We start from the raw sequence: 26,224 nt of genomic DNA, 5'->3' as shown, positions 1-26,224 counted from the left end.
CTTCCCAATAGGTAGACAGATGAAATAACAAATCTGTTTATTCTATTGGGGAGCATATCAAACACCAACAGGGAAAGAAAAATGGAGTAAACGAACCATTGATGTCATGTTTAGCAATGAAAAATATATTGGTGTAGTGAGGCTATTGAATGCCGGGGAACATCAAGAGAATTATGTTTCTGAAAATAATCATCCAGCAATCATTTCAAAAGAGCAATTTGAAGCGGTGCAGATTGAAAAGAAGAATAGAAGCAATGTTGTGAAAACTGATGATGGTGTAAAAAGAAAGAGTAGGAAGTACAGTTCGAAGAGAAAGAAATAATAAGCTAAAAAAAATATTTGATAAAAATCTAAGCTTGTTCGACTTACTTTGACAGAAAAATAATGTAAAGGGAGGACGATAATTTGAAAAAAGAAATAAATTTTTATCCAACTAGTGCACAAAATTTTACCATTGATGAATGGATTTGTATGTTACAAGAAAATAGTGGTTTTACTCCGGTGAACTGAACCCTGAATGAGCACTTTTTATCAAGTGTCTATCATTCAGGGTTCAGTTCATTTTCCGAGCGGTTTAGTTTGCTGTTTATAATGCTTTTCTAAAGCCTGCTGAATAAAGAATGTACAATATAATGAATTTTTGTGATTGTATGTTCGACAATATATAAGAGTTGTTCCGTAAAACAGTTGGTTTTGTTATGCTGTTCTTTTATAATTTTTCACTTTTGCAATAGAACTTGATTCGAATCAATTTTTATTTCATAGAAACATCCTATGCTAGAGTCATCAACAAGGAATACAAATGAAAATGAAATTGGAGGGAATCAACATGCAAAGATATATATTAAGTAAAAAAAATTCCATTACACTGATCAGTGCAATTTTGATTGCACTTGCATTCTTCGGACGATTTTCCTTAGACAACATGGCCATTTTCAATTGGTCGCTCATCATTGCATCTATTCTTGGTGTAGCACCAATTGCGATTCAAGCCTATCAGGCATTAAAAGTAAAAGTTGTCAGTATTGATGTTTTAGTTACCATTGCAGTTATTGGGGCAGTATTGATTCAAAATTATGAGGAATCAGCCATCGTTACTTTCTTATTCTTATTTGGTTCTTACTTGGAGCAACGTACCTTGAACAAAACACGTTCTGCCATTAAAGAATTAACAGAGCTGGCACCAGAAAGTGCTTTAAAGCAAATGGAAAACGGAGAATTTGAAGAAGTAGATGTCGATGATGTAGACGAAGGTGATATTTTATTAGTTAAAACGGGTGCAAAAGTTCCGGTAGATGGAACAGTGTTAATTGGTGAAGGTCACATTAATGAAGCAAGTATTACTGGAGAATCGCTACCTGTAAGTAAAAAGGTTGATTCTGAAGTATTTGCAGGATCTATCTTAGAAAATGGAACGATCCAAATTCGAGCTGATCGTGTTGGAGAAGATACAACATTTGGTAGAATTATCGAATTAGTGGAAGAGGCGCAGGATTCCAAATCAGAAGCAGAACGTTTCATTGACCGATTCTCAAAATACTATACACCAGCTGTGTTAGTCCTTGGTTTTATTGTTTGGTTTTTCTCAAAAGATATTGAACTAGCTATCACGATTCTTGTTTTAGGATGTCCAGGTGCATTAGTTATCGGGGTACCTGTATCCAACGTTGCCGGTATCGGAAACGGTGCACGTAATGGTGTCCTCCTAAAAGGTAGTGAAGTTATCAATGACTTTAGCAGAGTAGATACTATCGTTTTTGATAAAACAGGAACATTGACAGTAGGAAACCCTGAAGTTGCCGAAAAAGAATTTTACGGAAAAAATACTGAAGAGGTTCTAGGATATTTAGCAAGTGTGGAGCGTGAATCGGACCACCCACTAGCGAAAGCTGTCCTACAGGATATTGGCGAGACAACTTTCTCTACTGTTGAAGAAACCGAAGTCGTTAAAGGTGGCGGAATTGTAGCAAAAATAGGTGTTCATCGTATAGCCGTTGGTAACGTAGCTTTAATGGAAAAGGAAAATGTGAAATTAAGCGAAAAAGCTAAAAAAGACGTCGAACGCTTTGAGAAAAATGGGAATTCTCTTGTGTTAACTGCGGTCGACGGAGAATTAAACGTTCTGATGGGTATTCGGGATCAAATCCGTCCAGGTGTTAAAAAAGATCTTCAAAAACTGAAAAAACTAGGGGTCAAAAACCTTGTCGTTCTTTCTGGGGACAACCAAGGAACCGTAGATTTAGTTGCTAGAGAACTTGGGTTAACAGAAGCACATGGTCATATGCTACCGGAAGGAAAATCTGCTTATATCGAAAAAATGCAAGCAGAAGGCGGGATCATTGCCTTTGTCGGTGACGGAGTGAATGATAGTCCTTCACTAGCCTTAGCAGATATCGGAATCGCCATGGGAAGTGGAACAGATGTTGCAATTGAAACATCAGATGTTGTTTTAATGAATTCTGACTTTAGTCGTTTACCACACGCATTAGGCTTAACAAAATCAACTTCAAGAAACATGAAACAGAACATTACCATAGCAGTTGGTGTGGTATTAGTCTTACTTGCCAGCCTACTATTTAGTGAATGGATGAATATGTCAATCGGGATGTTGGTTCATGAAGCAAGTATCTTAGTAGTCATCTTGAATGGTATGAGATTGCTTCGATACCGTTTGAGAGAATAATTTTAATAGAAACCAGTCTTGATGAATGATAAAGGGGAAGTATTCAGGTAGGAAGAACAAAATACTCCCCTACTTTTTCTTAAAACTTGATTTGCATCAATTTCATTTCGTTGAACCTGAACTATACTTAAATTGTAAAAAAAAAGAAGAGGGAAAACAAAAAAATCAAAGATAAGATGAAAGGAGAAATAATTCATGCAAAAAGGAGTTATTCAATTAGAAACATTATCTTGTCCATCTTGTATGCAAAAGATTGAAAATGCGGTGAAAGGATTAAATGGGGTTAATCAAGATAGCTTAAAAGTATTATTTAATGCTAGTAAAGTAAAAGTAGATTTTGATTCAGAAACGATCACCATTAACGATATCGAAAAAGCCATTGAAGACTTAGGATATCCAGTCGTCAAATCAAAAGTAAAATCGGCCTAAGACCAAAAAATCACAAGAAAGAGGGAACGAATAATGTCTGAACAAACATTTTCTGAACAAACATTTAACGAAGTAATAACAAACTATTTTGAAAAACTTGATTTATACACCACTGCAATTACACGGGCCCATGGTAAGAATCACCCAGAAGCCTTTGAAGTACGTGAATTGTTTGAAACAATTAGTGGAAAAGTAAAAGACGCAGGTACGAACAAACCTGACTTAGATGCTGAATTTGCTCAATTACGAAAAATCACAGACAACTACACCATTCCTGGAGATGTATGTGAAACGTATGCAGGCACATTCGAGATGTTATCAGAAGTAGATAAAGCATATCAGGCTTTAAGGAACTCAAAAACAAAAGAATAGATTGGTTTACGGTCGTTAAAAAATGAAGGGGGAAATGATTTATGCAAAAAGCAACGATTCAATTAGAAACCTTATCTTGCCCATCTTGTCTCCAAAAGATTGAAAATGCGGTGAAAGGAATAAACGGTGTGAATCAAGATAGCTTGAAAGTAATGTTCAATGCAAGTAAAGTAAAAGTAGATTTTGATTCAGAAGCAGTCGCTATTAACGATATCGAAAAGGCAATTGAAGACTTAGGATATTCTGTTGTCAAATCAAAGGTAAAACCTGCTTAATCGAGTGAATAGAAAGGAATCCTAGGATGCCCTCTTAGGCTTTTTATAAAAGGGAGAGGTTATTTTGGAACAAAACCAATGTTGTCATCACCAACATGGACATGCAGAATGTATTCGTATTGTTCCCATTTTCAACCATTTGGAAGACTCACAAATGGATTTGATTGCGGAATCTGCCAAGATACTTCATCTTAAAAAAGGGGAAATGTTATTCCGTGCAGATGAGGAAGATGATACCTTATATATTATCAATTCAGGTAAGGCTCGGATTTACCGCTTAACGGATTCTGGAAAAGAACAACTTGTTCGCATTTTAAATCCTGGTGATTTTACAGGTGAAGTCGCCGTTTTCCAACCTGGAAGTATTCATGAGAATTATGCGGAAGCACTACAAAATACATCCATTTGTTTAATTAAACGAGGTGATTTACAGAAGTATTTGGTGGAATATCCGCAGATCTCATTAAAAATACTGTCAGAAGTAACGATGCGTTTAAAGGATTCTGAAAAACAAACCACACAAGTAGCGATTGAAAATGTAGAAACCCGCATTATATCCTTTTTAGCTGAGAATGTTGAAAAGGGAAGTGGCGATAGTCCAACGATTGTCTTACCAATGTCCAAAAAGGATTTAGCCTCGTATCTTGGTACCACACCAGAAACAATCAGCCGTAAATTTACTACTCTAGAAGAACTTGGATTGATTAAACAGTTACCGAAAAAGAAAATTAAAATAATGGATTTAGATCAGTTGTTACTTCATACTGAATAAATATAAGCAGAGTAGCGTGCCATCATCTAACGTGTTAAGTTTAATAGTACAAAACATAAAATAACAAACCTTTTAGCAATCCAATTAGCATATAAAATGGATTGCTAATTTTTGTTGATTTAACAATGTTTATCTACAAAAAGTGAACTGAACCCTGAATGAGCACTTTTTATCAAGTGTCTATCATTCAGGGTTCAGTTCATTGACTCAATCGGGGGCTTTTTTGCAAACAGCCGAAAGGGGAGTCGGAGATGAGGAAAATCATTGTACTTGAACATCTGTCATTGGACGGTGTGATTCAAGCACCGGGTGGGAAGGAAGAAGATTTGAGTGAGGATTTCATGCATGGGGGATGGACGGAGCCGTTTTCGAGTCAAGAGCTTGGCATTTGGATTCGGACGCAAATGCATAGTGAGTTTGATTTGTTGCTCGGGCGAAAGACTTATGACCAATGGGCGAGTTATTGGCCGAACCATGATGATGTCTGGCGGGAAGCCACTCGGGCGATGAAGTATGTGGTCACGCGGCAATCACAGGATTCACGATGGGAATCAACGACGTTTCTGACAGAACCGGTCGAAGCGTTAAAACGAATCAAACAAGAAGAGGGACCCGATTTACACGTCTGGGGAAGCAGCGAACTTGTGCATACGCTACTCGCGAACGATCTCATCGATGAAGTTCGACTGATCATGTATCCCATCATCATCGGTTCAGGCAAACGACTTTTCCGGACGGCAACATCTTGCCACTACAACTCGACGTAATCGAGCAACAGCTGATGCCGAACGGGGTCCATGTCGTTCGGTATGGGCGCTTTCAATCGGAAGGGAAGAAGAGGTGAAAATCGAGCAACACCTGGAGATGACCGTTTCAGAATCGATGGATAAGGAACTGACCGAGCTACTGCAACACGCGTTTCCTTCAATCTATCCGAATCGTCGCGTATGAAGACGAACGGATCATTGGACAAGTCGGGTTAGACTTTCGTGTGATGAATATGAACGGAGAACCGATTCACGTGCTCGGCATCATCGATCTGTCTGTCCGGGAAGAAGTTCGGGGACGTGGGGTCGGACGGGCGCTGATGGAAGAAATCATTGCCCTCGGAAAAGAATACTCAATCGACTTTCTTCTGTTATTCGCAGACCAACCAGACCTTTACGAACGCATCGGGTTTCACACGGTATCCAACACATGCACGTGGCTTCAAATCAATGATGAGAACCAGACGACACGCGGGATTGGTGAGACATCATTTGACGAACTGATGGTACGAGCGGTTGGGGATAAGCGATGGATGGAAGGAAAGCTCGATTTATTAGGATACTTATACTAAATCGGAACATCTTCATGTTGATTAGGTGATTGAGAACGAAAAATATAACAGTAATCTTTAGGAGGGATTGAATGAAGCAATATACGTTTCGAACTCGTAACGTCCCGCTTTCCCTGCATGATGCGGTCATCACAGAAGCGACTGTGACGGGTTCGACAATCCGTCTCGTCTTTATGGATGGGATCCGTGACTTGTTCAAAAAGGAAGCGGTATGGACGGGTCGTGCCACCGTGACCATCTCGAACGTGGACTGGGATACTTCGTCGCTCGTTCGCTTTGGTGAATCCACTTATTCGGTGTGTCCAATTGAACAGTTGAGCCAGTTCGTTCAAATGGGGCGCTTTGAAATCGTCGATGAACTGTACGGATATCGGCAACTGTTGTTTCGCTGCATGTGGTTGACCGATACGATGTGTGAGGCGGTGGAGCTGAGTCTATCCCATTCAAGTGAGCTCGTCATCCGATGGGAAGACGAGCCGTCCGAAGCGATGTATGAATCTGAATCATTTTGAGGCAAGTGTGAGACCGACATGATCGGCGACCGCTCGCGCAACATCTTGTTTTGAGAGGTGATCTGTTACAATTTTTTCTGCATGGATTTCAGATTGAAATGCGGACTGGCAGCGATCAATCTGCGCTTTCCCCCCAAGAGTTGAACCATTCGAAACGTTTATTCAATCGTTTCACGAGCGTTTGTCGATGCGCTTCGAGGATCAAATGACGTACGTCGATCCCGTCCCGCTGAAGCCGACCGATGATTTCGTCTACATACGTTGCGTCCACCAATGTCATCGGAACGAGGATGATCCCATCGAAGGACGTGGCAATCTTCGACAACATCCGATAGTTGAACTCCCGCCATTCCGGATGGTGCTGAAAATCGGACTGTTGAAGGCTTTTTGGCAATTGGTCCCGAATGAAAAAGCCGACTTGTTCCGGGTCATAGAGAAACGCGTTCGGCAACTGTTTCTCAAGTAGCTTGGCACAGGTTGTCTTGCCCGAGCCGAATGCACCGTTAATCCACAAAATCATTGTCATCATCCTTTCGTGTTTCTATTCTCTACGACTACAATGGAGTCCTACAAAAAACACCCCATAGTAGCGGAATTCGAATTCCATCTACTATGGGGTGTTGTCATGCTGTCTTAGGATTAGGGGATTCTGTTTCTCGTAACGCATCGACTCGTTTGTATTCTTCAGTATCGGTCCACATCTCGTCTTTCAACGGATTGAGACGTCGTTTCATAATACGTGAAACCTGCATGACGGCGAGCACGACGTTGAGGGCGAGACTGATGAGGGCGAGCGTCCAGTTCGCTGACGGATTATAAGAGACGCTCACATTGAACGTACTGCCGACCGCAAAGAAGTAAGGGAAGGTCATAACCCACATCATCCAAATCGAGAGCGTTTGGGCACGGTTCTGCATCCATGTTCCTTTCGCCCAAAGGAGAGCAGGGATGGTCGCGGCAATGTTCAACGCAAATCCGGAATAAAATGCGTTACCTGGTGCACACGAATAGACGTAGGAGATGTTCCAAATCCCATATGCGATGATCCACAATTTCGTCTGGTCCGGCCAAATCATATCGACTCGCTTACCGGACGTCGCAAAGATCCCAAACCAGCCACAAATGGTGAGGATGTTCAAAATTCCGGCGAAGGCGTTGACGTAGTTCCACCCACCAGAGATGTAGTTCATACCGTCGACGACTCCGTTGAATCCCATGAAGCCGACTTGAAACTCCCGTATAACGGCCTCCAGGATATTGATGGCAAGAATGGCCGGGACGAGTACTAAATACCAAGGATGTTTCTTATGGTAGTTCGTGAAGCGAATGACCATGTAGATGAGCGCGCCGGCTAGTGCCGAATACACCTTCACCCAATGGAACCACGACGTGATTTCCGAATCGACGACAAACAACCAGACCGGGGTCAGCGCGATCGGTAACGCCATGAATATAAGTTGACTGGCCCGTTTACCGGAACGGACGAACTCGTTCAACCCCATCAACAGCCCAAGAACGACGAACCACATGACGACGTTATACCAAGGAATTGACTCGAAGAAAAACATAACATGACACTCCTTTCGAAAATGAGATGAACAGAAATAAATGCAATGGCTAAACATACCGAACGTTCGTTATGTTTATGTGAAAAGTGTAACAAAGTTTTGTAAACGCTGTCAATAGAAGACGTGAGTTCACATGGAAGTGTCGAAAGTTCGCCACATCATTATGGTATAATGAGCGAGGAAAACAGAGGAGGGTGCGAGATGATGATGAACGAAGGAAAGTTAAAAATTTTACAAGCCGCGCGTGAAATCATCGTCGAACAGGGCATCAAAGGTACGACACTCCGAGGGATTGCGGAGCGGGCCGGATTCAGTACGGGTGCGATTTATCATTACTACACCTCCAAAGAGGCGATTCTATATGACGTAATGGACGAGGGACTTGGAGAAGTCAAACGCATTGAGACCGTCTCCCATGACGATCAAAAAGAAGTGGCGGTGATCATCCAGGAAATCTATGAAGGTATGCAGGAACGCCTTCAAAAAGATGCGGAGAGCCGACTTCAATTTTATCTCGCCCACGAAGCGATGATTGGCAATGAGGACATCGAACAAAAGTTCAGAGAGAAATATCAAGACTGGATTACACGGATTGAGGCGATCTTTGTACGGGCTTACGGAGTCGAGCAAGGGCCGATGACCCGGGCGGTCGCCACATGGACGATGGCCGGGATTGACGGGATGGTGCTCCAGACGCTACTTCGCACGAGAACGATTGAACCGGAATACACGAATCGTGTGCTTCATTACTTATTGACCGAAGGATTCCCGCACTTTTTTCAACTCATTCGCTCGAAAGAAACGGATCATGAGTAATGTCAGTTGATACAATCCGACGGACATAATAGAATAGATGAGTGATTTTGTTGGACTGTATGGATGAAAGGAACTGATTTTACGATGAAAGAAAACTTTTGGCGCGACCTTCCGCGTCCATTCTTTATACTTGCCCCGATGGAAGATGTGACCGATGTCGTCTTCCGTCATGTCGTCGCCCATGCGGGACGCCCGGACGTCTTCTTCACAGAATTCGCGAACTCGGACAGCTATTGCCATCCGGAAGGAAAAGGAAGCCTCCGTGGTCGTTTGACGTTCACTGAGGATGAGCAGCCGATGGTCGCCCACATCTGGGGAGACAATCCGGAATATTTCCGTCAAATGAGTATCGGGATGGCCGAGATGGGCTATAAAGGACTCGATATCAATATGGGTTGCCCGGTCCCGAACGTGGCGAAACGTGGAAAAGGGAGCGGTCTTATTCTCCGTCCGGAAGTGGCAGCTGAGCTCATTCAAGCAGCAAAAGCCGGTGGTCTCCCGGTCAGCGTCAAGACACGACTTGGCTATTCGAAGCTCGATGAGTGGCGTGACTGGTTGACGCATCTCTTGAAACAAGACATCGCCAACTTGTCGATTCACTTGCGCACGCGCAACGAGATGAGTAAAGTCGACGCGCACTGGGAGATGATCCCGGGCATCGTGAAGTTGCGGGACGAGATCGCCCCGGATACGCTCATCACGATCAACGGGGACATCCTCGATCGTCAAATGGGACTTGAACTCGTTGAGAAATATGGGGTCGATGGCGTCATGATCGGTCGTGGGATCTTCAAGAACCCGTTCGCGTTTGAGAAAGAGCCACGTGAGCACTCGATGGAAGAACATCTCGATCTATTGCGTCTGCAACTGGACCTTCAGGATAAATTCCAAGAAGACGTGCCGCGTTCGATTTCGAACTTGCACCGTTTCTTCAAGATTTATGTCAAAGGATTCCGTGGGGCGAGCGAGCTACGTCATAACTTGATGGAAACGAAATCGACGGATGAGGTACGAGCGTTACTCGATGCCTTTGTCGAGAAATATCATGAAGAAGAGGCAGCACTCGCTGAGGCAGTCTCGACGGTCGAATAGTTTTTTGAAGGGGGTCAGTTCATACTGGGTCCTTTTTTTGGATGAAAAATAGTAGATGGCGATGAAACGTTTAATCTGGTCGATTCGTATGTAATGAGTGGAAAGAAGAGGAGGGGTGAAGGTGAGCGAATGGCGCGAATCAGCAGTCGGGCTTGGACTTGTATTTGGCACGGTTAGCGGAATCGTCATCTCTTTATTAGTTGATTTTCCGTTTATGTACGGTATTGTCATCGGTTCAATCATCGGATATGTGATTGGTCTTTTCATATCCATTCGTGCAATCAAACGATAGCGACCCATTACAGAATTTTCGAGCGGGAAAGCCCACTCCTTTAGGGGTGGGATAAAAGCTCGGCAGGATGCGGAGTGTCAGTAAAGAGTCCGAAGGTTTTGGCGCTTTAAGTATCTGGAAATCTTCTTGTTGCAGTTTGTTGGTTAAACTGACACGATATGAATATGGAAACCAACTATAGAAGAACTCATATTACTGTTTCTCTAATCAATTATCACTTCGTCTTCTGTCCTCGATACAGAAGAAAGATATTCCTTCGTAACGATGTAGAAACACGTTTCAAAGGTTTGATGTCCGAAATATGCGAAGAACTGAATATCAACATTATAGCCTTGGAATGCGAGAAAGATCATACGCATATGTTCCTTAACGCCCCTCCAACACTGAGTCCTGCTGACATCATGGCAAAAATAAAGAGAGTAACATCTAAAAAGTTAAGAGAGGAATTTCCTCATCTTCAACATTTGCCGAGTCTCTGGACACGATCCTATTTCGTCTCCACCGCTGGAAATGTATCGAGCGAAACGATTAAACGTTATGTTGAACAACAAAAAACAAGGGGGTGACACCGTGTCCCAGACGTTGACGGTCAATATCAAGCTTCATCCTACCAAAGAACAGGAATCGATTCTAAAAGATATGATGGCGACATACATCGAGACGACCAACCGACTTGTCTCGGACATGGTGAAAGCCGAGGTGACGCTCAAGTTGACGAGCAAGAATGTCTCCTCGCCCTTGCCTAGTGCCGTCAAGAACCAGGTCATCAAAGATGCCCAGAGTGTCTTCCGGAAAGTGAAGAATTCGAAATACAAGGTCGTCCCTGTCCTGAAGAAACCTTATTGCACATGGAACAACCAGAACTATTCGTTCGATTTTGAGTCCGTTTTTCTTCCAATCATGGTAGACGGGAAGGTCAAAAGGACAGAGATCCGTGCCGAGATGGTCGATCGAGACAATCGTAACTTCTCCCTTCTGAATAACAAGCTGGGTACGCTTCGTATCACGAAGAAGTCAAATAAATGGATGGCTCAAATCGCTGTCACAATCCCCACGACGGAGAAGACCGGTACGAAGGTTCTTGGTGTCGACCTCGGTCTCAAAGTCCCGGCGGTCGCATCGACCGATTGCGACAAGGTGAGGTTCTTTGGGAACGGTCGTGAAAACAAGTGCATGAAACGCAAGTTCCGGGCGAGACGGAAAGAGCTCGGTCAAAAGAAGAAGCTGAACGCGATCAAGGAACTGGACAACAAGGAGCAGCGTTGGATGAAAGACAAGGATCACAAGGTGAGCCGTGAGATCGTCGACTTCGCAAAAGAGAACAATATTTCTGTCATTCGCCTAGAGAAGCTGGCGAATATCCGGCAGACGGCAAGAACAAGCCGTAAAAACAATAAGAATCTGCATACATGGTCGTTCTATCGCTTGGCATTATTTATCGAGTACAAGGCGAAACTAGAAGGGATCAAGGTTGAATATGTCAATCCTGCACACACATCTCAAACATGCCCTTCTTGCGGGAGTCGGAATAAAGCGAAAGACCGTACCTATTCGTGTTCTTGCGGATTTAATAAACATCGAGATGTAGTCGGTGCGATGAATATCCGAACCGCACCTGTGGTTGATGGTAAAAGTCAATCAGCCTGAGAATCTATATGATCTGTCTCAGGAGGGGTGATGGCACACCCTCATCTGAAGGATTGAGCAAAACAGAAATGGACTGCGCTCGCACAAGCACTTCAGAATCCCACGGTTTTAATCGTGGGAGTGTCAATAAAACAAGAGGGGGCTTTGACATGAGTGAATTCCAATTTATTGTGAGCGATCACCCACTAAAAGAAGTTGAAAATCCATATGGCGAGTTCTTATCTATCAACGAGGCCATCCAAAAAGGATTCGAGTTGCCTGACATTCTGACAGACGTTGAGGACCTCGACCGTGATGAAAAGATTTTGATGAACGTCGAGTCGGAAGAGCAGCTTGACGAGATTGAAATTAAACATAGTCTCTATTATGCGGTGGAGAACGTCGAGGCGTATTCTTCAAAACCGCACGTAGTAGAGTTGCGTTGGCGTTATTCCGATGCGAGAGCAGAACGGCTCGTCGAGTATATAACCGACCATTTGAAGACGGCGGAGGAAGTCGAGATTTGGAAAGTGTGGGTCGATGAACAGACCGAGCCGAAAGTTCAATCCATCAAACTCGACGAATTGACGATTGATGCATTACGATTCTTAGGTGAAGTCGGATTCGTACGACCGGAGTGCCTTCGAGTGACAACATCCTAATCCGCATGCAAATAACGCATTGTCCTCCCTGATGAGATTTCTCGTTAGGGATTTTTGATTTCTCACCTCACTTGAATAAAGACTGCTATATTATGGGGAGAAGAGTCAGGAGGGAATACCATGCATATTCTAATCGTAGAAGACGACCGGACGATCGCCTCCGGTCTCCAATATTCACTCGAACAAGAACAATTTAGAACAACGTTATGCCAAAACGCGGCTGACGCGACGCTTATGATTGAACAACAGTTACATACAATTGATTTATGCCTCTTTGATTTGTCACTGCCAGATGGGAGTGGATATGACTTATGTCGGCTCGTGAAGCAACAACAAGATATCCCTGTCATCTTTCTGACGGCATTCGATGATGAAGTGAATGTGGTGATGGGACTCGATATGGGAGCGGACGACTACATCACGAAACCGTTCCGTGTCCGAGAACTCGTTTCACGAATTCACTCGGTACTTCGTCGATACAATAAAAACGTACGCTCGCCTCTGTTGACGATTGGTCCAGTTGAAATCAATACGCAAGATGCAAAAGTAAAAAAGAATGGGGACGAAATTTTGTTGACAGCGCTCGAGTATCGTTTGTTGCTCATCTTTGGGAGGCATACAGGGCAAGTGTTGTCACGGACCCAGCTACTCGATCAGATTTGGGATGTGGGTGGGGAATTCGTGAACGATAATACGTTGACCGTTTATATTAAGCGACTCCGCGAGAAACTAGAGGATGATCCACAACATCCGATGCTTATTACGACGGTGCGTGGAATCGGATACAAGGTGGGGCGTTAATATGTTGCGAAACCAAGAAATAAGAATATACTTGTTCACTTGTCTATTTTTCATTGGAATAGCTGTAGGTATTGCCTTCTTATTCATGTCCATAGAGGCGGCCGTTCTGGTCGTCCTATTAGCAATCATACTTTTCGGCGTTACGTATCGTTTCACGGCATGGCGTTATCGAGAAATCGAGCAGCTCTCGGGATATCTTCAAGAAATCAGTAATGGCAACTATACATTGGATGTCCGTGATAATCGCGAAGGGGAGCTCAGTTTGTTAAAGAGCCAACTCTACAAAGTGACGAAAATGCTATCTGAACAAGGCGCGCATCTTGAAGAAGATAAACAGAAGTTAACGGATGCGATCTCCGATATCTCCCATCAATTGAAGACACCGCTCACCTCGATGACCGTCATGGCGGATCTCCTCAGTGACCCTCGTCTATCCGAGGAAAAGCGTCAAGAATTCACCCATAACATACAATTACAACTTGAACGAATGGAGTGGCTCTTGTCTTCTCTTCTCAAACTATCAAAAATTGATGCCGGGACAATACATTTCAAGCGCGAATTGGTATCTGTCCCTGCGCTCATTGAAGCCGTAGCGGAACCGATGCTCGTACCGATTGATATTAAAATGCAACGACTTCACGTTCAAGGCGAAAAAGATGTTACATTCGAGGGTGATTTGAAGTGGACGACAGAGGCACTCATCAACATCTTAAAAAATTGCGTGGAGCATACGCCGGAACAGGGCGATGTATTCATCGAGTTCAGTGAAAATACGCTGTATACAGAAATTGTGATTCGTGACACGGGGATTGGCGTCGCAAAACAAGACATCCCGTACATTTTCCAACGGTTTTATAAAGGTGTGAATGCGAGCGAAGAAAGTGTCGGGATTGGGCTTGCCATGGCACACAGTATCATTATGAGCCAGGAAGGTGAGTTGACTGTTCGAAGCGAACCTGGGGTCGGAACGGATTTTCATATTCGCTTCTATAAAGCAGTTGTCTGACCGCTAAGTGACGAAATCGTCACTTTCGAGTCACAGACGAGTCACACTCACTCGGTACACTCGAAGTAGATCAAGTACTGGAGGGTGCAAACATGAACATATTAGAAGTGCAAAACTTATCGAAAGTATACGGCAAGGACGAGATGGAGGTCAGAGCGCTCGATGACGTCTCGTTCACGGTGAAGAAAGGTGAATTTGTCTGTATCGTCGGGCCTTCGGGTTCGGGGAAATCGACATTGTTGCATTTACTTGGTGGTGTCGATGTGCCGACGAGTGGACAGGTGTTGATTGATCAAACAGACATTTATGCATTGGACGAGACGCAGCTTGCCATTTTCCGTCGTCGACAAATCGGTTTGATTTATCAGTTTTATAACTTGATTCCGATTTTAACGGTCGAAGAGAACATCACGTTACCGATGCTATTAGATGAACAAAAAGTGGATATCGCGCACTTGGAACGCATCATCGGTATCTTGGGCTTGTCAAACCGATTGACCCATTTACCAAATCAATTATCGGGCGGGCAACAGCAGCGCGTTTCCATCGGGCGGGCACTGATTAGTAATCCAGCTATTATCTTAGCCGACGAGCCGACAGGAAATTTGGATAGTCAAAATAGTGAAGAAATCATGAGCCTGTTAAAACTGTTCAATAAGAAATTCAATCAAACGCTCATCATCATTACCCATGACGAGCGGATTGCCTTACAGGCGGATCGTATCATTTCGATTGAAGATGGCAAGATTGCGAAGAATGAGGTCGTCCGCGCATGAACATCATCAATAAAATGACACTTCGGCATTTGCGCGAGAACAAACGACGCTCGCTTGTTACAATCATCGGAGTCATCATCTCTGTATCGATGATTACAGCTGTCACAACGCTCGGATCTTCTTTTTTGGATTTGATGATTCGTCAAGACATTGCAGATAACGGAGAATGGCATGTTCAGTATCTAGATATAAACGAAAAGCAAGTCGAAGCTATTCGGGATGATGCGAACACGAAGGCTGTCATCCTTTCAAATGATGGTTATGCTCAACTAGAAGAGTCACAAAATGCTTACAAACCATACTTATATGTTCGAAACTATAACACATCCGGATTGAAGAGTTTTCCAATTGACTTGACTGAGGGGCGTCTACCGGAAAAAGAAGGCGAAGTCGTCATTTCAGAAGGGATTCGCCAAAATGCCCTCGTCACCTATAACATCGGTGATGAATTGACACTTGAGATTGGAGAGCGGATTGATCCGTCATCAGGTTACGTGTTGACACAAAATGATGGTTTGATCCGAGAAGATGAGACGATTCTCGAACAATTAAACATTGAGGATACGGTGACATTGACGGTTGTTGGAACGATGGCTCGACCTGACTGGGAACCGACTTGGTCGCCAGGGTATACAGTCGTCGGATTCATCGATGATCAAGAATTGAATGGAGCAAAAGTCGATACGTTCGTCGCCTTGAACGATGTAGACAACTCGATTTATTCGGAAGCGAAACAGTTGATGACCGAACAGAACATAGAACGTGTCGCCTATAATTCCTCGTTGCTTCGTTATTATGGAGTGACAAATGACGATGGATTGCGTAAAACGCTATATGGATTTGGTGGAATCATCATGGCGGTCATTGTGATCGGTTCGATTTCTCTAATCTATAACGCATTCGCCATCAGTGTGTCGGAGCGTTCTCGTTACCTCGGAATGTTGGCAAGTGTCGGGGCTACGAAGCGACAAAAGCGGAACTCGGTCTATTTTGAAGGGATGGTCATTGGGGGGATTAGCATTCCACTCGGTATCCTGGCGGGGATTACGGGTATTGCGTTCACATTCCTATTCATCAATGCATTTGCCGAAAAAGCGTTAAACGTGACGGAGAAGTTTGAAGTTGTCGTCACACCGATTACTTTACTATTAACTCTCTTCATTTCGAGCGTAACCATTTTCATTTCCTGCTATCTTCCGGCGCGTCGAGCCTCAAAGATTTCTGCGATTGACGCCATTCGTCAAACGCAAGATGTACGATTGACGTCAAAACAAGTGAAGACGTCAAAACTAGTTCGTCGTCTTTTCGGTTTAGAAGCAGAGATTGGGTTGAAGAATACGAAGCGCAACCGTAAACGATATCTGGTTACCGTCTTCTCGCTCGTCATCAGTATCGTCCTGTTTTTAGGGGTCAGTTACTTCACTGATCGTCTCGAACAGTCCCTTGACATGTCTCAAGCAGAATATGATTTCGATATTCTTGTGAATGGTTCAACGCTTGATCAAAATGATTTACGACGTTATGAATCGTTAGATCATGTGACGAACGGAACATATTTTGAAAATGCAACGGTCCAAACGATGGTCAGCAAATCTCAATTACCGAGTGCAATTATCGAGAACGAGAATTTAGCATCGTCGTTTGTTGACGGAAAATTTATGTACTACGTATCCCTCTATCAATTAGATGATGAAAGTTTCAATGCGTACTTGAAACAAATCGGAGCGCCTGTCAGTCGTTTTGAAGACGGGGACGTACCAGGAGCCGTCTTGATTGATGAGATCTCGTATCAAGACATGGATCAGAAAAAATTCATCACTTCAGAGACGGTCGAAGCAGAAATCGGTGATACGTTTGAATTGAGGGACGAGAATGCAACGGGCGACGCGGCACCGCTTAGAACGATTCAAATTGGTGCTATGACAGATATCGCCCCGACCGGTGTGATGACAGGTTCTCTTGGATGGCTCGATGTGATAGTACGAGAAGGGACGTTTGAAGAAGACGCAATCGGGGATTTGATGAAACAATCGAGTCCGTCAATCGCGTTGAATACAGATGACCCCGAGGACACACAACAAGTGATTGAAGCGGAACAGAATTTGGATTTGTATGTCTTTAACGTATCGGAACAACGGGAACAACAAGAACAGATGTTGTTACTTTTATCAATATTTGTGTATGGGTTTATCGTGCTAATTTCGCTAATTTCGATTGCGAACATTTTTAATACGATTTCAACGAGCGTCTCACTTCGTCGTCGTGAGTTTGCGATGCTTCGTTCAGTTGGGATGACACCGAAAGGATTCAATAAGATGGTGTACTATGAAAGCATTTTTTATGGGGTAAAAGCCCTTGCGTATGGGATTCCCGTCAGTCTTCTCATCATGTACCTCATCTATCGAGCGCAAATCAATACGTTTGATGCTCCGTTTACCTTGCCGTGGAATAGCATTCTGTTTGTCGTCATCATGATTTTCATGATTGTGGGTGCCTCGATGCTATATTCCGTTTCAAAAATAAAGAAAGACAACATTATCGACCGATTGAAACAAGAAAATGATTAAGTAGATTATTGAAAAATTCATAATAAACCATGAAGTACACAACAAGGGGCTCAGTACATGCTGAGTCTCTTTTTTATGATGTCATGACAAACAAAACACGATTGCCAAAACGATACGAAGAACGACCAAAATAAAAATATTTTGTCACAGCTCTTGTTAATTAACCAAAAATAGGATATTTTTGATATATCGGATGACGATATAACGAATAACGATATAAAGGAGCGGGATACGTGACACAACAGTCAAGTACAGGCGCATTAACCGAGGCGGTTTATTATATATTATTATCTCTGCAAGTCCCGAGGCATGGGTATGGGATAATGCAATTCGTGCAAGAATTGAGCAATGGGCGGGTTCAACTCGCCCCAGGTACGTTATACGGCGCCCTCAGTAGTCTAGTAGAGCGAGGATGGATTCAGGCGCTCGAAGGTACGGGGCGGAAGAAAGAGTATGAGATCACGGAAGCGGGTCGGAAGGCACTCCGGTCAGAATTAAATCGGCTAGAAGAACTGGTGCGACATGGTCATGAATGGACGAAGGGGGTGGACACATGAAGACGAAAACGATTTATCGCATCTTTGTTGATTATGAGAAGGAAGAGAAGTGGCTCAACGAGATGGCTCAAAGCGGATGGGCACTCGAATCCTTTCGTTTGATGCGATATGTGTTCAAACAAGTCGAACCCGGGACGTACACGTATCGAATCGAACTATTGTCTAACTTACCTTCGCATCCCGAGTCGAAGGCGTATATGGCATTCCTGGATGAAGTGGGCATCGAAGTGGTCGACACGTCGTATCGGTGGATTTTCTTGCGAAAACGAACGAGTGACGGACCGTTCCAATTGTATTCGGATTTTGATTCGATGATTCAGCGAGAAAAACGAATCATCCAACTGTATGGCGCAGTGGGGCTCGCTAACTTTGTTGTGGTGATAGCGAATCTTTCCAATCCATATGCGCAGTGGACCGTCCTATTGAACATAGCTGTCGTCGCAATGTTGGCTTATGCGGTACAACATCATACTCGGAAAGTCAGGACACTAAAAGGTCTCAAAGCGATTGGAGAGATGAAGTCGTCAGATTGAGCGCATGGTTAGGAGGAGCAAGATGGATTCACCAGAATGGAAAGACTGTATCATTTGTTTCGGATTGATTGCGGGAACGACACTCGGTGTGGTTCTCTCGTTCTTCTTCGATATCGAGCTGGTATATGGGATTGCGAGCGGGGCGATGATTGGCTACATTGGCGGACTTGCCGTATCGATTCGGAAGAAATGATGGATCAGGGTAACATTCCTCGTCTCGACGACGAGGTTTTTTTGATAGATTGTGACGAATGATATGAGATTGGGGTCTATAGTTATAGAGGGGTTATTACGAAGGGGGTAACTGGATGGATGACCAGGTCATCATCGATTGGTACTGGGAACGATCGGAGTATGCGATTGTCGCTACGAAGAAGAAATACGGAAGCTATTGTCATCGTGTTTCTTATAATATTCTACAGAATCGCGAAGACACAGAGGAGTGTTTGAACGATTTATATATGAAAGCGTGGGAGTCGATCCCGCCGACACGTCCGCTTCGACTCGGAGCGTATTTGACGAAGATCGTGCGAAATCTCGCACTGCAGCGTTATAAGAAGAATCATGCAAAAAAACGTGGTGGTGGGGAAGTACCGCTCGTCTATGAAGAACTAGAACATGTCCTTACGGAATCGATGAAAGACGAAGACCTCGTCGACGTGTTGAATGAATTTCTAGCAGACCTACCTCGACTGACAAGGGTGATGTTCATGCAACGTTATTTCTATTTACACTCGATTCAAGAAATTGCAACGACACATCAGCTCGGGGAGAGCCATGTCAAAATGACCTTGAAGCGCACACGGGATGCGTTACAGCGAGCGCTTGAAGCAGAAGGGGTTCGTGTATGAAAAATGACCAGATCCTTCGACTACTCGGTGAAGTCGATGACCGGTATATAGAGGAATCGATGATGATAGAGCGAAAACCTTATCAACGACTGAAATGGGGAGGGGGACTTCTCGTTGCGATCGCTGCAGGATTCATGCTCTTCACATCGAATGTCTGGAACGAACGCATCCCATTATCTACGGATTCCACTGCGAATTCCGTTCACATTGTCGACCAATCAAAAGTGACATCAGATATTTCCGAGGAAAATATGATGGACATGACCGAAGATGAACTCTTTTCGAAATGGAATCCGGTCGTGGTCCGAGGAACGGTCACGAACATTCGACATATCGAGATTGATTTCAATGGAGAGACCGAATATCAGTCACTTATCACGATACACGTATCTAATGTGTATCGAGGGGATGTGCAAATCGGGCGAGATTTGATTGTTCGTGCCGATGCAATTGGGGAAACTGGACAGGCAAAACATATGAGTGTTATCTCGCACGTGAAACAGGGCATGGAAGGAATTTTCATGCCGATTCCATATGATGACGAGTTTGTCTGGGAACAAAATGATGCCACGCTCCGATTGAAAGATATTGCCGATTACGGTTTTCCGGATGGGGAGCGTTATCTATTTTTAGATACTCCGAACGCACTCTTGTTCGAGCGGGATGCTTACCCCTCCTTACAAGGTGTGGACTCACTCGATGAAGTAGAGGACTGGATGATGACGCGATTTTCAGAATAATGGAGAACTCAAATCGATAAGGGGGAAATGGATATGGAACGAAAGATTACCGTAAAAGGGACGGGGAACGTCTCATCTCGACCGGATTTGATTGTGATTCACATGGACCTCGTCTCGAAAGCACCACGATATGAAGATACGATGACCGAAGCAGCAAGTGCGGTGTCCCATCTTCAAAAAGCCATCATGCGTGCTGGTTTTGACAAGACGGACCTCAAAACGAGTGACTTTTCGATCGATACGGAATATGAGAGCTACCGTGATCGAGATGAGAATTATCGGTCACGCTTCGTCGGATACGTCTGTAAACAGAAGACGAAGCTCGAATTTGCGCTCGATACATCTAAACTATCGGACGTCATCGAACAAATCAGTCAATCTCGGGCAAATCCGAAACTCTCCATTCGCTTCACGATGAAAGACCCGAATGCGATTGAGGATCAGTTATTGGTGAGTGCTGCGGAGAATGCGAAGAAACGAGCGGAGCTTCTTGCGAAAGGAGCAGGCGCCGAGCTTGGGGACTTGCTTCAAATTGACTACACATGGGGAGAGATTCACCTGTTCTCGCCTACAAACGTCCTCTATAGTCAGGACGTCGTCTATTCGGAATCACGGATGCCCGAACTCGAACCAGATGACATTGACGTCAGTGATTCGGCGACATTCGTCTGGAGTCTCAAATGAGGCGACTGATTTTCTTGATGCTCCTTTCACTCTCGACTGCGCTGCCCGCATCTGCCCTTTCCTGGGCCTATACGTTTGTCGTGTTCGACCGAAACGCATATGAAGTGCTCGACACAACAATCGAAGAGGATGCACTCGGTGACGTGATCGGTGAAGTGGAGACAGTGGTCAATGATGAGACGGGACGTTACTACGGGAATGCTTCGAACGGATATCCGATTGGGACGGTGTACCGTGAAGTCGACGGGGAGTCTGTGGAAGACGTCATTGCGGTCGAGGACGGTTCGGAATGGAAGCGAGCGGAGTATCGATTCGAAGCACCGTATCATTCACGTGATTTTATCACCTTCTTCGGCTATTTGCTGCTCGGGATGGGCATCATCATGACAAGTTGGTCGTTCTTCAAGCGAAGTTCGCTGTACCAAAAAGAAGCATGAACGAACGTGGAAATGGGAACGAGAATAAAGAAAGGTTCGGTAAAGGGGGATTTATCATGAACATCTTGATTATTTTTGACTCACTATATGGTCATACTGAAAAGATTGCTCATGCGATGCAGCAAGAGCTGTCGAAAGACCATGAGACACGTATGGAACACGTATTGAATATTGGATTAGGCGACTTGGCACATGTCGACCTGGTCATCATCGGCTCACCGACACATGGGGGATACGAAACGGAAGACATTAAAGTATTTTTGGACGGAATTTCGGACAATGCGTTACGAGGGAAACGGACGGCTGCCTTTGACACGAGTGTCGTCAAAGAGAAACAGAATCCGATTCTTGGTAAAATCATCGATTGGTTCGGTCATGCCGTCAATCGAGTCGAAGGGGAAATGATTGAAAAAGGGGCGACGGATGTCCAGAAAGAGTCGTTCCTCGTCGATGGGACGACGGAGATGTTGAAGGAAGGCGAACTCGAACGCGCGAAAGCATGGGCGCGGGAGTTGGTCGGATAATACACGGAACGCATTCTGAGAACAGAGTGCGTTTTTTTCTTGAAGCGGACGAGAAGAAATGAAAAACGGGTAAATATATAGTATTCAACTCTTCAGAGAGGAAGCTGGTTGTGATGAAAAAAATGGAACGGGATGTATTGGTCGGTTGGATTGTCGTCGTGCTTGTCCTCTTGATGCATTTTCTGATCACCGTGTCTCTCGGCAACTCGTACTTTGCTGAAAGTTCGCTGAATCGAATGTTGTGGCTCTCGAGTTTTCCTGCATTCTTGATTGCGTTCGTCGCAGCCTTCTTCCAAAAAACGAACACGGTCTTCCTAGCGGTTCGTCGTGGGCTATTGTGGACCATCGAGTTGATGGTCGCCTTCACCATTCTCGCTTGGGTGTTCCGTTCTTTCGAAGGACTGTATGCGAATGCGGGGCTCTATTGGTTATTCGGTGCCGTTTTAATTGGGCCGATCTTTTATATGATGGCATTCCGACGTCAACATTCGAAACGAATCCGCACCCCTTGATTGAAATGTTTCCTCTCAAAGGAGGCGTTTTTAGATTGCCTTAGGATGGGAAAGGATAGAGAGAAGAGAGATTGGAGGAGAGTGCGATGAGCCAGTATTTTTCATCATCTTACGAAGAGTCGCGAGAGAAGTTCTTGAATTTACTGTCTGAAGTGAAGCGATTTTATCCGAAAGCGGAGTTGTTGACACACTCGATTGGGGACGAGAGTATCGACGTCATTTTAGGGGAGCCGAAACGAGAACGAAAAGCGATGATTCTCATGACAATCGGGGAACATGGAATTGAAGGGTATGCGGGCGCCGCGGTGACCCATCAATTTGTTCAAACACAACTCGCGCATGTCCGTCATGAGACGACGGGAATTTGTCTCATCCATGCTGTCAATCCATGGGGGATGAAACACTTTCGACGTGTCAATGAACACAATGTCGATTTGAACCGAAATTACGTCATTGATCGTGAAGCGGTCCCGTATAACGTGAACCGTGAATATGAGCTGATGCGCCATCTCTTCGTACCGGACGGAGTAATTGACGACTATCATGAGGCACGTGAACAGATCTATTCATTTCTCGGCTCTGGAATTAAGCTTGATGGCTTCAAAGCGATGAGTGGTGCAAAAGGGATGGGGCAATATCAATTCCCGAAAGGGGTGTATTACGGGGGAGAAGAAGACGAACCGTCCGCCATCTTTTTGAAGGGAATTCAACATGATTTACTTGAGCGCTACGGAAAAGTCGTCCATCTCGATTGGCATACCGCACTCGGACCGACAAACGAGGTGACGATGGTCATCAGCAAGCGGGACGGTCGCACGGAAGATGAGTTAAAACAAGCGTACGGTCTCGACAACGTCAACGTGTATGACCCGGACGAGGTACTCGGAGATTCGACGAATCATTTTTACTACGTGCGCGATACGGAATATCCGGACAAGGGGCTCGTTTCTGCTTTATTCGAATTCGGTACGTTTGGGACGTCGACAAAAGCGTCCATCCGTGAATTTTTAACGATTATTTTAGAGAACCGGCTGTACTTTGAAGGGACAAAGGACCCTGAGGCACGAAACGGGATTCAAAACGAATTCATGGCGATGTTCTATCCGGAAAACGCAGATTGGCGAGAAGCTGTTTTACGAGAAGGAGCGAAAGCCGTTGAAGGTTATTTAAGAGGTGAAGCGCTTTGGCGCGACACGTAAGAGGGTTACTCGAAGTCGGAATAGGGAACAATGAGGTTGGGAGTGTTTTCGCTAAATAATGACTGTGGAGGTTGGATGATGGGATATATTACAGCACATGACGGTACAAATCTATATGTAGAGGATGTCGGGTCTGGGGAACCGATTGTCTTCTTACACGGTTGGCCAGCAAACAACAATATGTTCGAGTATCAGAAGAATGCGCTCGTCGAAGCGGGATATCGCTACATCGGCATTGATTTCAGAGGATACGGGAAATCTGATGCCCCGGCGACAGGTTATGACTATGAGACAATGGCGTCTGATGTGCATATGGTCGTCTACGGACTTGGCTTAAAAAACTTCACGCTCGTCGGTTTTTCGATGGGTGGAGCGATTGCAGTTCGTTACGCAGCCGACTATAAAGAGGATGGTCTGAAAAAGTTAGTGTTAGCGGGAGCGGCAGCACCAATCTTTACACAGCGTGCAGATTATCCATATGGAATGACAACGGACGAAGTCGACGCGTTGATTGACGATACACGGGTCGACCGACCGAAGATGCTCGAAGGGTTCGGAGAAATCTTCTTCGAGAAAGAACATTCTAAACCGATACAAAACTGGTTCCACCATCTCGCGCTCGTCGCGTCGAGCCATGGGACGATTGCCTCGGCACAGGCGTTACGTGACGAAGATTTGCGAGATGCCTTGCCGAAAATTGATGTCGAGACGTTGATCATTCATGGGGTACATGACAAGATCTGTCCTTTTGAGTTTGCGGAACAGATGGAACAAGGCATCTCGAATGCGCGAATCGAGCGCTTTGAAGAGAGTGGACACGGTACAGTGCTGGATGAACGAGAGAAATTTAACGATACGTTGTTGCAGTTTGTTCAATAATCGATGGCCTCCGAATCGGGGGCTTTTTGTATGTCGATAAGGGTAAGAACCAACGAAAACGGGTATAATTCAATTGGAGTTCCCTTCCATTTTTTGAATCACTGAAACATCGCTGTGACTAGAGTCACGATGTTTTTTTGTGTTGTTTTGGAGAAAGGGGGATGAAACTAGATTAGAACATGGATTTAGTTCAACCTGTCCTACCATTCATGGTACAATAGCGGGGTGGATTAACAGATTGAGGAGAGATTTAAATGAATATCGCTTTCTTTTTATATCCGAAAGAAGACGTCAAATATTTGGACCCCGAATCAACGGTACGACAAGCACTTGAAAAGATGAAGCATCATCGATTTACGTCTGTCCCACTCGTTTCGGAGAACGGATTTTACGCCGGGACGATGACAGAGGGGGATTTACTCTGGGCACTCGCAGAACAGCTTCGCGGGGAAGAAGATTACGAAAAAGTGCTCCGGACACGTCTAAAAGACATCAAGCAACGCGTTCGCTATAAGCCGGTCTCGATTACGGCACAAATTGAAGAGCTCGTCGATGCGATCACGGACCAAAACTTCGTGCCGGTCGTCGATGATGGGAAGTATTTCATCGGCATCATCCGACGCCGTGACATCATCGAGTATTACTCGACAAAGTTGAAACAATTGGAGAATGAAGTCAGATAATGAACAAGCCAGAACCGACTTACGGTTCTGGCTTGTTTTACGTTTCTTTCAGCTTCGTTTTTAAAAATAGGAGTAGGGCAAACCTCAATCATGTGGTGGAAAATGTGGAAGTACATATTCACCTAATTCATCGATGACTTCTTCGGCTGGACGTTCTCCGTCGAAGAGAGCGAAGAAGAGGTGGTTCACGCCGATGGCACGATACGCTTCAAGCAACTTGATCAAGTGATTGCGACCGATTCGGAAACCGAGACGAATCGGCGTCGGTGGCTCGTCTGGGTCATGCGTCAAGTCAAGATGCATCGGCATCGAGAAGGGACGAAAAGCACGACCATGTGCTTCACCGCTTGCGCGCCACGCGTCGAGCACTTGTTGTTGCGCGAAAGGTGCCTGCGGGTAGTACATCCACCCGTCGCCATTTGCCCCAAGCCAGTCCATGTCTTGTTGTGCGAATCCAGTGATCATCGTCGGGATCCGTTTCTTCGGACGCGGCACAAGTGTAGCCTGTTCAACTTCCCCATAAGGCGAGTCAATGGTTGGGTAGTTGTTATAGAGCGCCTGTTCCATGACGCGAAGCGATTCTTTGAACTGATCGCCGCGTGTCGGATGATCGACTCCGAGTCCTTTGAAGTCGGCCCGACGGTCGCCTGACGAGATCCCGAGAATCAACCGTTCCGGGAATAACGCTTCAATCGTCGCGACTTCCTTCGCCGAACGAAGGGGATGACGGAGTGGCAAGACGAGCGCGGACGTACCGAGCGCGATGTTTTTCGTTTGACCGAGCAAATGTGTCCCGTAGATCAACATGTCATAGATTTGACCGACAGCCGGGTCTAAGAAGTTTGGGTCTTTAAGTAAGACATCACGTAACCATAGCGCTGTGAAGCCATAGTCGTCTGCCTTTTGAGAAAGCTCGACTTGACGTTCGAGTGTCGGAGTACGCATTTTGAAGTTTTCTAAAGGGATGTGGAGGCCGAGCGTGAGCTCGCCCTCCCGATACATCCGGTTGTAGCTTTTATGATTGTTGAACATAAGTT

Annotated in this window: 34 protein-coding genes; 31 read left to right on the top strand and 3 right to left on the bottom strand. The window is 44.8% G+C overall.

All coding sequences use genetic code 11. The features are described from left to right. Positions 1–31 precede the first annotated feature (31 nt). From BV910_RS11405 to BV910_RS11365, 9 genes are all read left to right on the top strand, one after another. On the top strand, positions 32–322 hold the full coding sequence (locus BV910_RS11405; protein ID WP_078147401.1) for a recombinase family protein: 291 nt from the start codon (positions 32–34) through the stop codon (positions 320–322). 507 nt (positions 323–829) lie between these two features. Next, positions 830–2,683, top strand: coding sequence for a heavy metal translocating P-type ATPase (locus tag BV910_RS11400; protein WP_078147400.1), 1,854 nt, complete (start codon positions 830–832; stop codon positions 2,681–2,683). Positions 2,684–2,878: 195 nt separating this feature from the next. Further along, a complete protein-coding gene (locus BV910_RS11395) occupies positions 2,879–3,112 on the top strand; it encodes a heavy-metal-associated domain-containing protein (RefSeq protein ID WP_054788693.1) in 234 nt (77 codons plus the stop codon). 33 nt (positions 3,113–3,145) lie between these two features. Beyond that, complete coding sequence (locus BV910_RS11390) at positions 3,146–3,484, top strand: iron-sulfur cluster repair di-iron protein, ric (RefSeq protein ID WP_078147399.1); 339 nt, start codon at positions 3,146–3,148, stop codon at positions 3,482–3,484. A 41-nt stretch (positions 3,485–3,525) separates the two neighbouring features. Further along, positions 3,526–3,759 carry a heavy-metal-associated domain-containing protein gene (locus BV910_RS11385; protein ID WP_074033862.1) on the top strand — a complete coding sequence of 78 codons (234 nt, stop codon included), beginning with the start codon at positions 3,526–3,528 and terminating at the stop codon, positions 3,757–3,759. Positions 3,760–3,823: 64 nt separating this feature from the next. Further along, the gene (locus tag BV910_RS11380; RefSeq protein ID WP_078147398.1) at positions 3,824–4,531 is read left to right on the top strand and encodes a Crp/Fnr family transcriptional regulator; all 708 of its coding nucleotides are present in this window, start codon (positions 3,824–3,826) and stop codon (positions 4,529–4,531) included. A 251-nt stretch (positions 4,532–4,782) separates the two neighbouring features. Beyond that, a complete protein-coding gene (locus BV910_RS11375) occupies positions 4,783–5,298 on the top strand; it encodes a dihydrofolate reductase family protein (protein ID WP_240499846.1) in 516 nt (171 codons plus the stop codon). A gap of 224 nt (positions 5,299–5,522) precedes the next feature. Further along, positions 5,523–5,870 (top strand): GNAT family N-acetyltransferase, encoded by a 348-nt coding sequence (locus BV910_RS11370; RefSeq protein ID WP_483297396.1) that lies wholly within the window; start codon positions 5,523–5,525, stop codon positions 5,868–5,870. Between the two features lie 71 nt (positions 5,871–5,941). Beyond that, complete coding sequence (locus BV910_RS11365) at positions 5,942–6,382, top strand: hypothetical protein (protein ID WP_078147396.1); 441 nt, start codon at positions 5,942–5,944, stop codon at positions 6,380–6,382. Positions 6,383–6,497: 115 nt separating this feature from the next. Here BV910_RS11365 and BV910_RS11360 read toward each other — a convergent pair whose 3' ends face one another. Together BV910_RS11360 and BV910_RS11355 are read right to left on the bottom strand one after the other, a co-directional pair. Next, positions 6,498–6,902 (bottom strand): AAA family ATPase, encoded by a 405-nt coding sequence (locus BV910_RS11360; protein WP_240499845.1) that lies wholly within the window; start codon positions 6,900–6,902, stop codon positions 6,498–6,500. A gap of 103 nt (positions 6,903–7,005) precedes the next feature. Beyond that, positions 7,006–7,950, bottom strand: a complete 945-nt coding sequence (locus BV910_RS11355) for a DUF5692 family protein (protein ID WP_078147395.1) — start codon at positions 7,948–7,950, stop codon at positions 7,006–7,008. A gap of 201 nt (positions 7,951–8,151) precedes the next feature. Here BV910_RS11355 and BV910_RS11350 point away from each other — a divergent pair, with 201 nt between their 5' ends. The 22 genes from BV910_RS11350 (at position 8,152) to BV910_RS11255 (ending at position 25,187) form a co-directional block, all read left to right on the top strand. Then, positions 8,152–8,766: a TetR/AcrR family transcriptional regulator gene (locus tag BV910_RS11350; protein WP_078147394.1), complete on the top strand. Its 615-nt coding sequence runs from the start codon at positions 8,152–8,154 to the stop codon at positions 8,764–8,766. A gap of 84 nt (positions 8,767–8,850) precedes the next feature. Further along, positions 8,851–9,858, top strand: a complete 1,008-nt coding sequence (locus BV910_RS11345) for a tRNA dihydrouridine synthase (RefSeq protein ID WP_371328156.1) — start codon at positions 8,851–8,853, stop codon at positions 9,856–9,858. Between the two features lie 121 nt (positions 9,859–9,979). Continuing rightward, complete coding sequence (locus BV910_RS14810) at positions 9,980–10,150, top strand: hypothetical protein (RefSeq protein ID WP_168169857.1); 171 nt, start codon at positions 9,980–9,982, stop codon at positions 10,148–10,150. Positions 10,151–10,314: 164 nt separating this feature from the next. Beyond that, positions 10,315–10,716 (top strand): IS200/IS605 family transposase, encoded by a 402-nt coding sequence (gene tnpA / locus BV910_RS11340; protein WP_078147392.1) that lies wholly within the window; start codon positions 10,315–10,317, stop codon positions 10,714–10,716. Positions 10,717–10,720: 4 nt separating this feature from the next. Next, positions 10,721–11,797 carry an RNA-guided endonuclease InsQ/TnpB family protein gene (locus tag BV910_RS11335; RefSeq protein ID WP_078147391.1) on the top strand — a complete coding sequence of 359 codons (1,077 nt, stop codon included), beginning with the start codon at positions 10,721–10,723 and terminating at the stop codon, positions 11,795–11,797. Between the two features lie 149 nt (positions 11,798–11,946). After that, on the top strand, positions 11,947–12,438 hold the full coding sequence (locus BV910_RS11330) for a hypothetical protein (RefSeq protein WP_078147390.1): 492 nt from the start codon (positions 11,947–11,949) through the stop codon (positions 12,436–12,438). Positions 12,439–12,558: 120 nt separating this feature from the next. After that, a complete protein-coding gene (locus BV910_RS11325; protein ID WP_078147389.1) occupies positions 12,559–13,239 on the top strand; it encodes a response regulator transcription factor in 681 nt (226 codons plus the stop codon). 1 nt (position 13,240) lies between these two features. After that, positions 13,241–14,245, top strand: a complete 1,005-nt coding sequence (locus BV910_RS11320) for a sensor histidine kinase (protein ID WP_078147388.1) — start codon at positions 13,241–13,243, stop codon at positions 14,243–14,245. Positions 14,246–14,337: 92 nt separating this feature from the next. Continuing rightward, complete coding sequence (locus BV910_RS11315) at positions 14,338–15,021, top strand: ABC transporter ATP-binding protein (RefSeq protein ID WP_074033830.1); 684 nt, start codon at positions 14,338–14,340, stop codon at positions 15,019–15,021. Then, positions 15,018–17,588, top strand: coding sequence for an ABC transporter permease (locus tag BV910_RS11310; protein ID WP_078147387.1), 2,571 nt, complete (start codon positions 15,018–15,020; stop codon positions 17,586–17,588). The genes BV910_RS11315 and BV910_RS11310 overlap by 4 nt, the downstream gene beginning before the upstream one ends. Before the next feature lie 233 nt (positions 17,589–17,821). Next, positions 17,822–18,145 (top strand): PadR family transcriptional regulator, encoded by a 324-nt coding sequence (locus BV910_RS11305; RefSeq protein WP_078147386.1) that lies wholly within the window; start codon positions 17,822–17,824, stop codon positions 18,143–18,145. Continuing rightward, positions 18,142–18,678 (top strand): DUF2812 domain-containing protein, encoded by a 537-nt coding sequence (locus BV910_RS11300; RefSeq protein WP_168169856.1) that lies wholly within the window; start codon positions 18,142–18,144, stop codon positions 18,676–18,678. The genes BV910_RS11305 and BV910_RS11300 overlap by 4 nt, the downstream gene beginning before the upstream one ends. Before the next feature lie 22 nt (positions 18,679–18,700). Next, the gene (locus tag BV910_RS14805; protein WP_168169855.1) at positions 18,701–18,871 is read left to right on the top strand and encodes a hypothetical protein; all 171 of its coding nucleotides are present in this window, start codon (positions 18,701–18,703) and stop codon (positions 18,869–18,871) included. Between the two features lie 115 nt (positions 18,872–18,986). After that, positions 18,987–19,529 carry an RNA polymerase sigma factor gene (locus tag BV910_RS11295; RefSeq protein WP_078147384.1) on the top strand — a complete coding sequence of 181 codons (543 nt, stop codon included), beginning with the start codon at positions 18,987–18,989 and terminating at the stop codon, positions 19,527–19,529. Continuing rightward, positions 19,526–20,269, top strand: coding sequence for a hypothetical protein (locus tag BV910_RS11290; protein ID WP_078147383.1), 744 nt, complete (start codon positions 19,526–19,528; stop codon positions 20,267–20,269). Before BV910_RS11295 ends, BV910_RS11290 begins: the two co-directional genes overlap by 4 nt. 33 nt (positions 20,270–20,302) lie before the next feature. Further along, complete coding sequence (locus BV910_RS11285; protein ID WP_078147382.1) at positions 20,303–20,953, top strand: SIMPL domain-containing protein; 651 nt, start codon at positions 20,303–20,305, stop codon at positions 20,951–20,953. Then, positions 20,950–21,390, top strand: coding sequence for a hypothetical protein (locus BV910_RS11280; RefSeq protein WP_078147381.1), 441 nt, complete (start codon positions 20,950–20,952; stop codon positions 21,388–21,390). Before BV910_RS11285 ends, BV910_RS11280 begins: the two co-directional genes overlap by 4 nt. 56 nt (positions 21,391–21,446) lie before the next feature. Beyond that, positions 21,447–21,914: a flavodoxin family protein gene (locus BV910_RS11275; protein WP_078147380.1), complete on the top strand. Its 468-nt coding sequence runs from the start codon at positions 21,447–21,449 to the stop codon at positions 21,912–21,914. 113 nt (positions 21,915–22,027) lie between these two features. Then, entirely contained in the window at positions 22,028–22,426 is a 399-nt protein-coding gene (locus tag BV910_RS11270) for a hypothetical protein (RefSeq protein WP_078147379.1), read from the top strand. A gap of 86 nt (positions 22,427–22,512) precedes the next feature. Continuing rightward, positions 22,513–23,625 carry a M14 family metallopeptidase gene (locus BV910_RS11265; protein WP_078147378.1) on the top strand — a complete coding sequence of 371 codons (1,113 nt, stop codon included), beginning with the start codon at positions 22,513–22,515 and terminating at the stop codon, positions 23,623–23,625. A 75-nt stretch (positions 23,626–23,700) separates the two neighbouring features. Further along, entirely contained in the window at positions 23,701–24,504 is an 804-nt protein-coding gene (locus BV910_RS11260) for an alpha/beta fold hydrolase (protein ID WP_078147377.1), read from the top strand. Positions 24,505–24,758: 254 nt separating this feature from the next. Then, complete coding sequence (locus tag BV910_RS11255) at positions 24,759–25,187, top strand: CBS domain-containing protein (protein WP_012727014.1); 429 nt, start codon at positions 24,759–24,761, stop codon at positions 25,185–25,187. An 84-nt stretch (positions 25,188–25,271) separates the two neighbouring features. On the opposite strand, the gene BV910_RS11250 is transcribed toward BV910_RS11255, so the two are convergent. Continuing rightward, positions 25,272–26,219 (bottom strand): LLM class oxidoreductase, encoded by a 948-nt coding sequence (locus BV910_RS11250; RefSeq protein WP_078147376.1) that lies wholly within the window; start codon positions 26,217–26,219, stop codon positions 25,272–25,274. Positions 26,220–26,224 lie beyond the last annotated feature (5 nt).

The sequence above is a fragment of the Exiguobacterium sp. HVEsp1 genome, from assembly GCF_002009685.1.
Lineage (GTDB): Bacteria > Bacillota > Bacilli > Exiguobacteriales > Exiguobacteriaceae > Exiguobacterium > Exiguobacterium profundum.
Note: the sequence above shows the minus strand (reverse complement) of the source record. Positions and strands in the feature narration are given on the sequence as shown.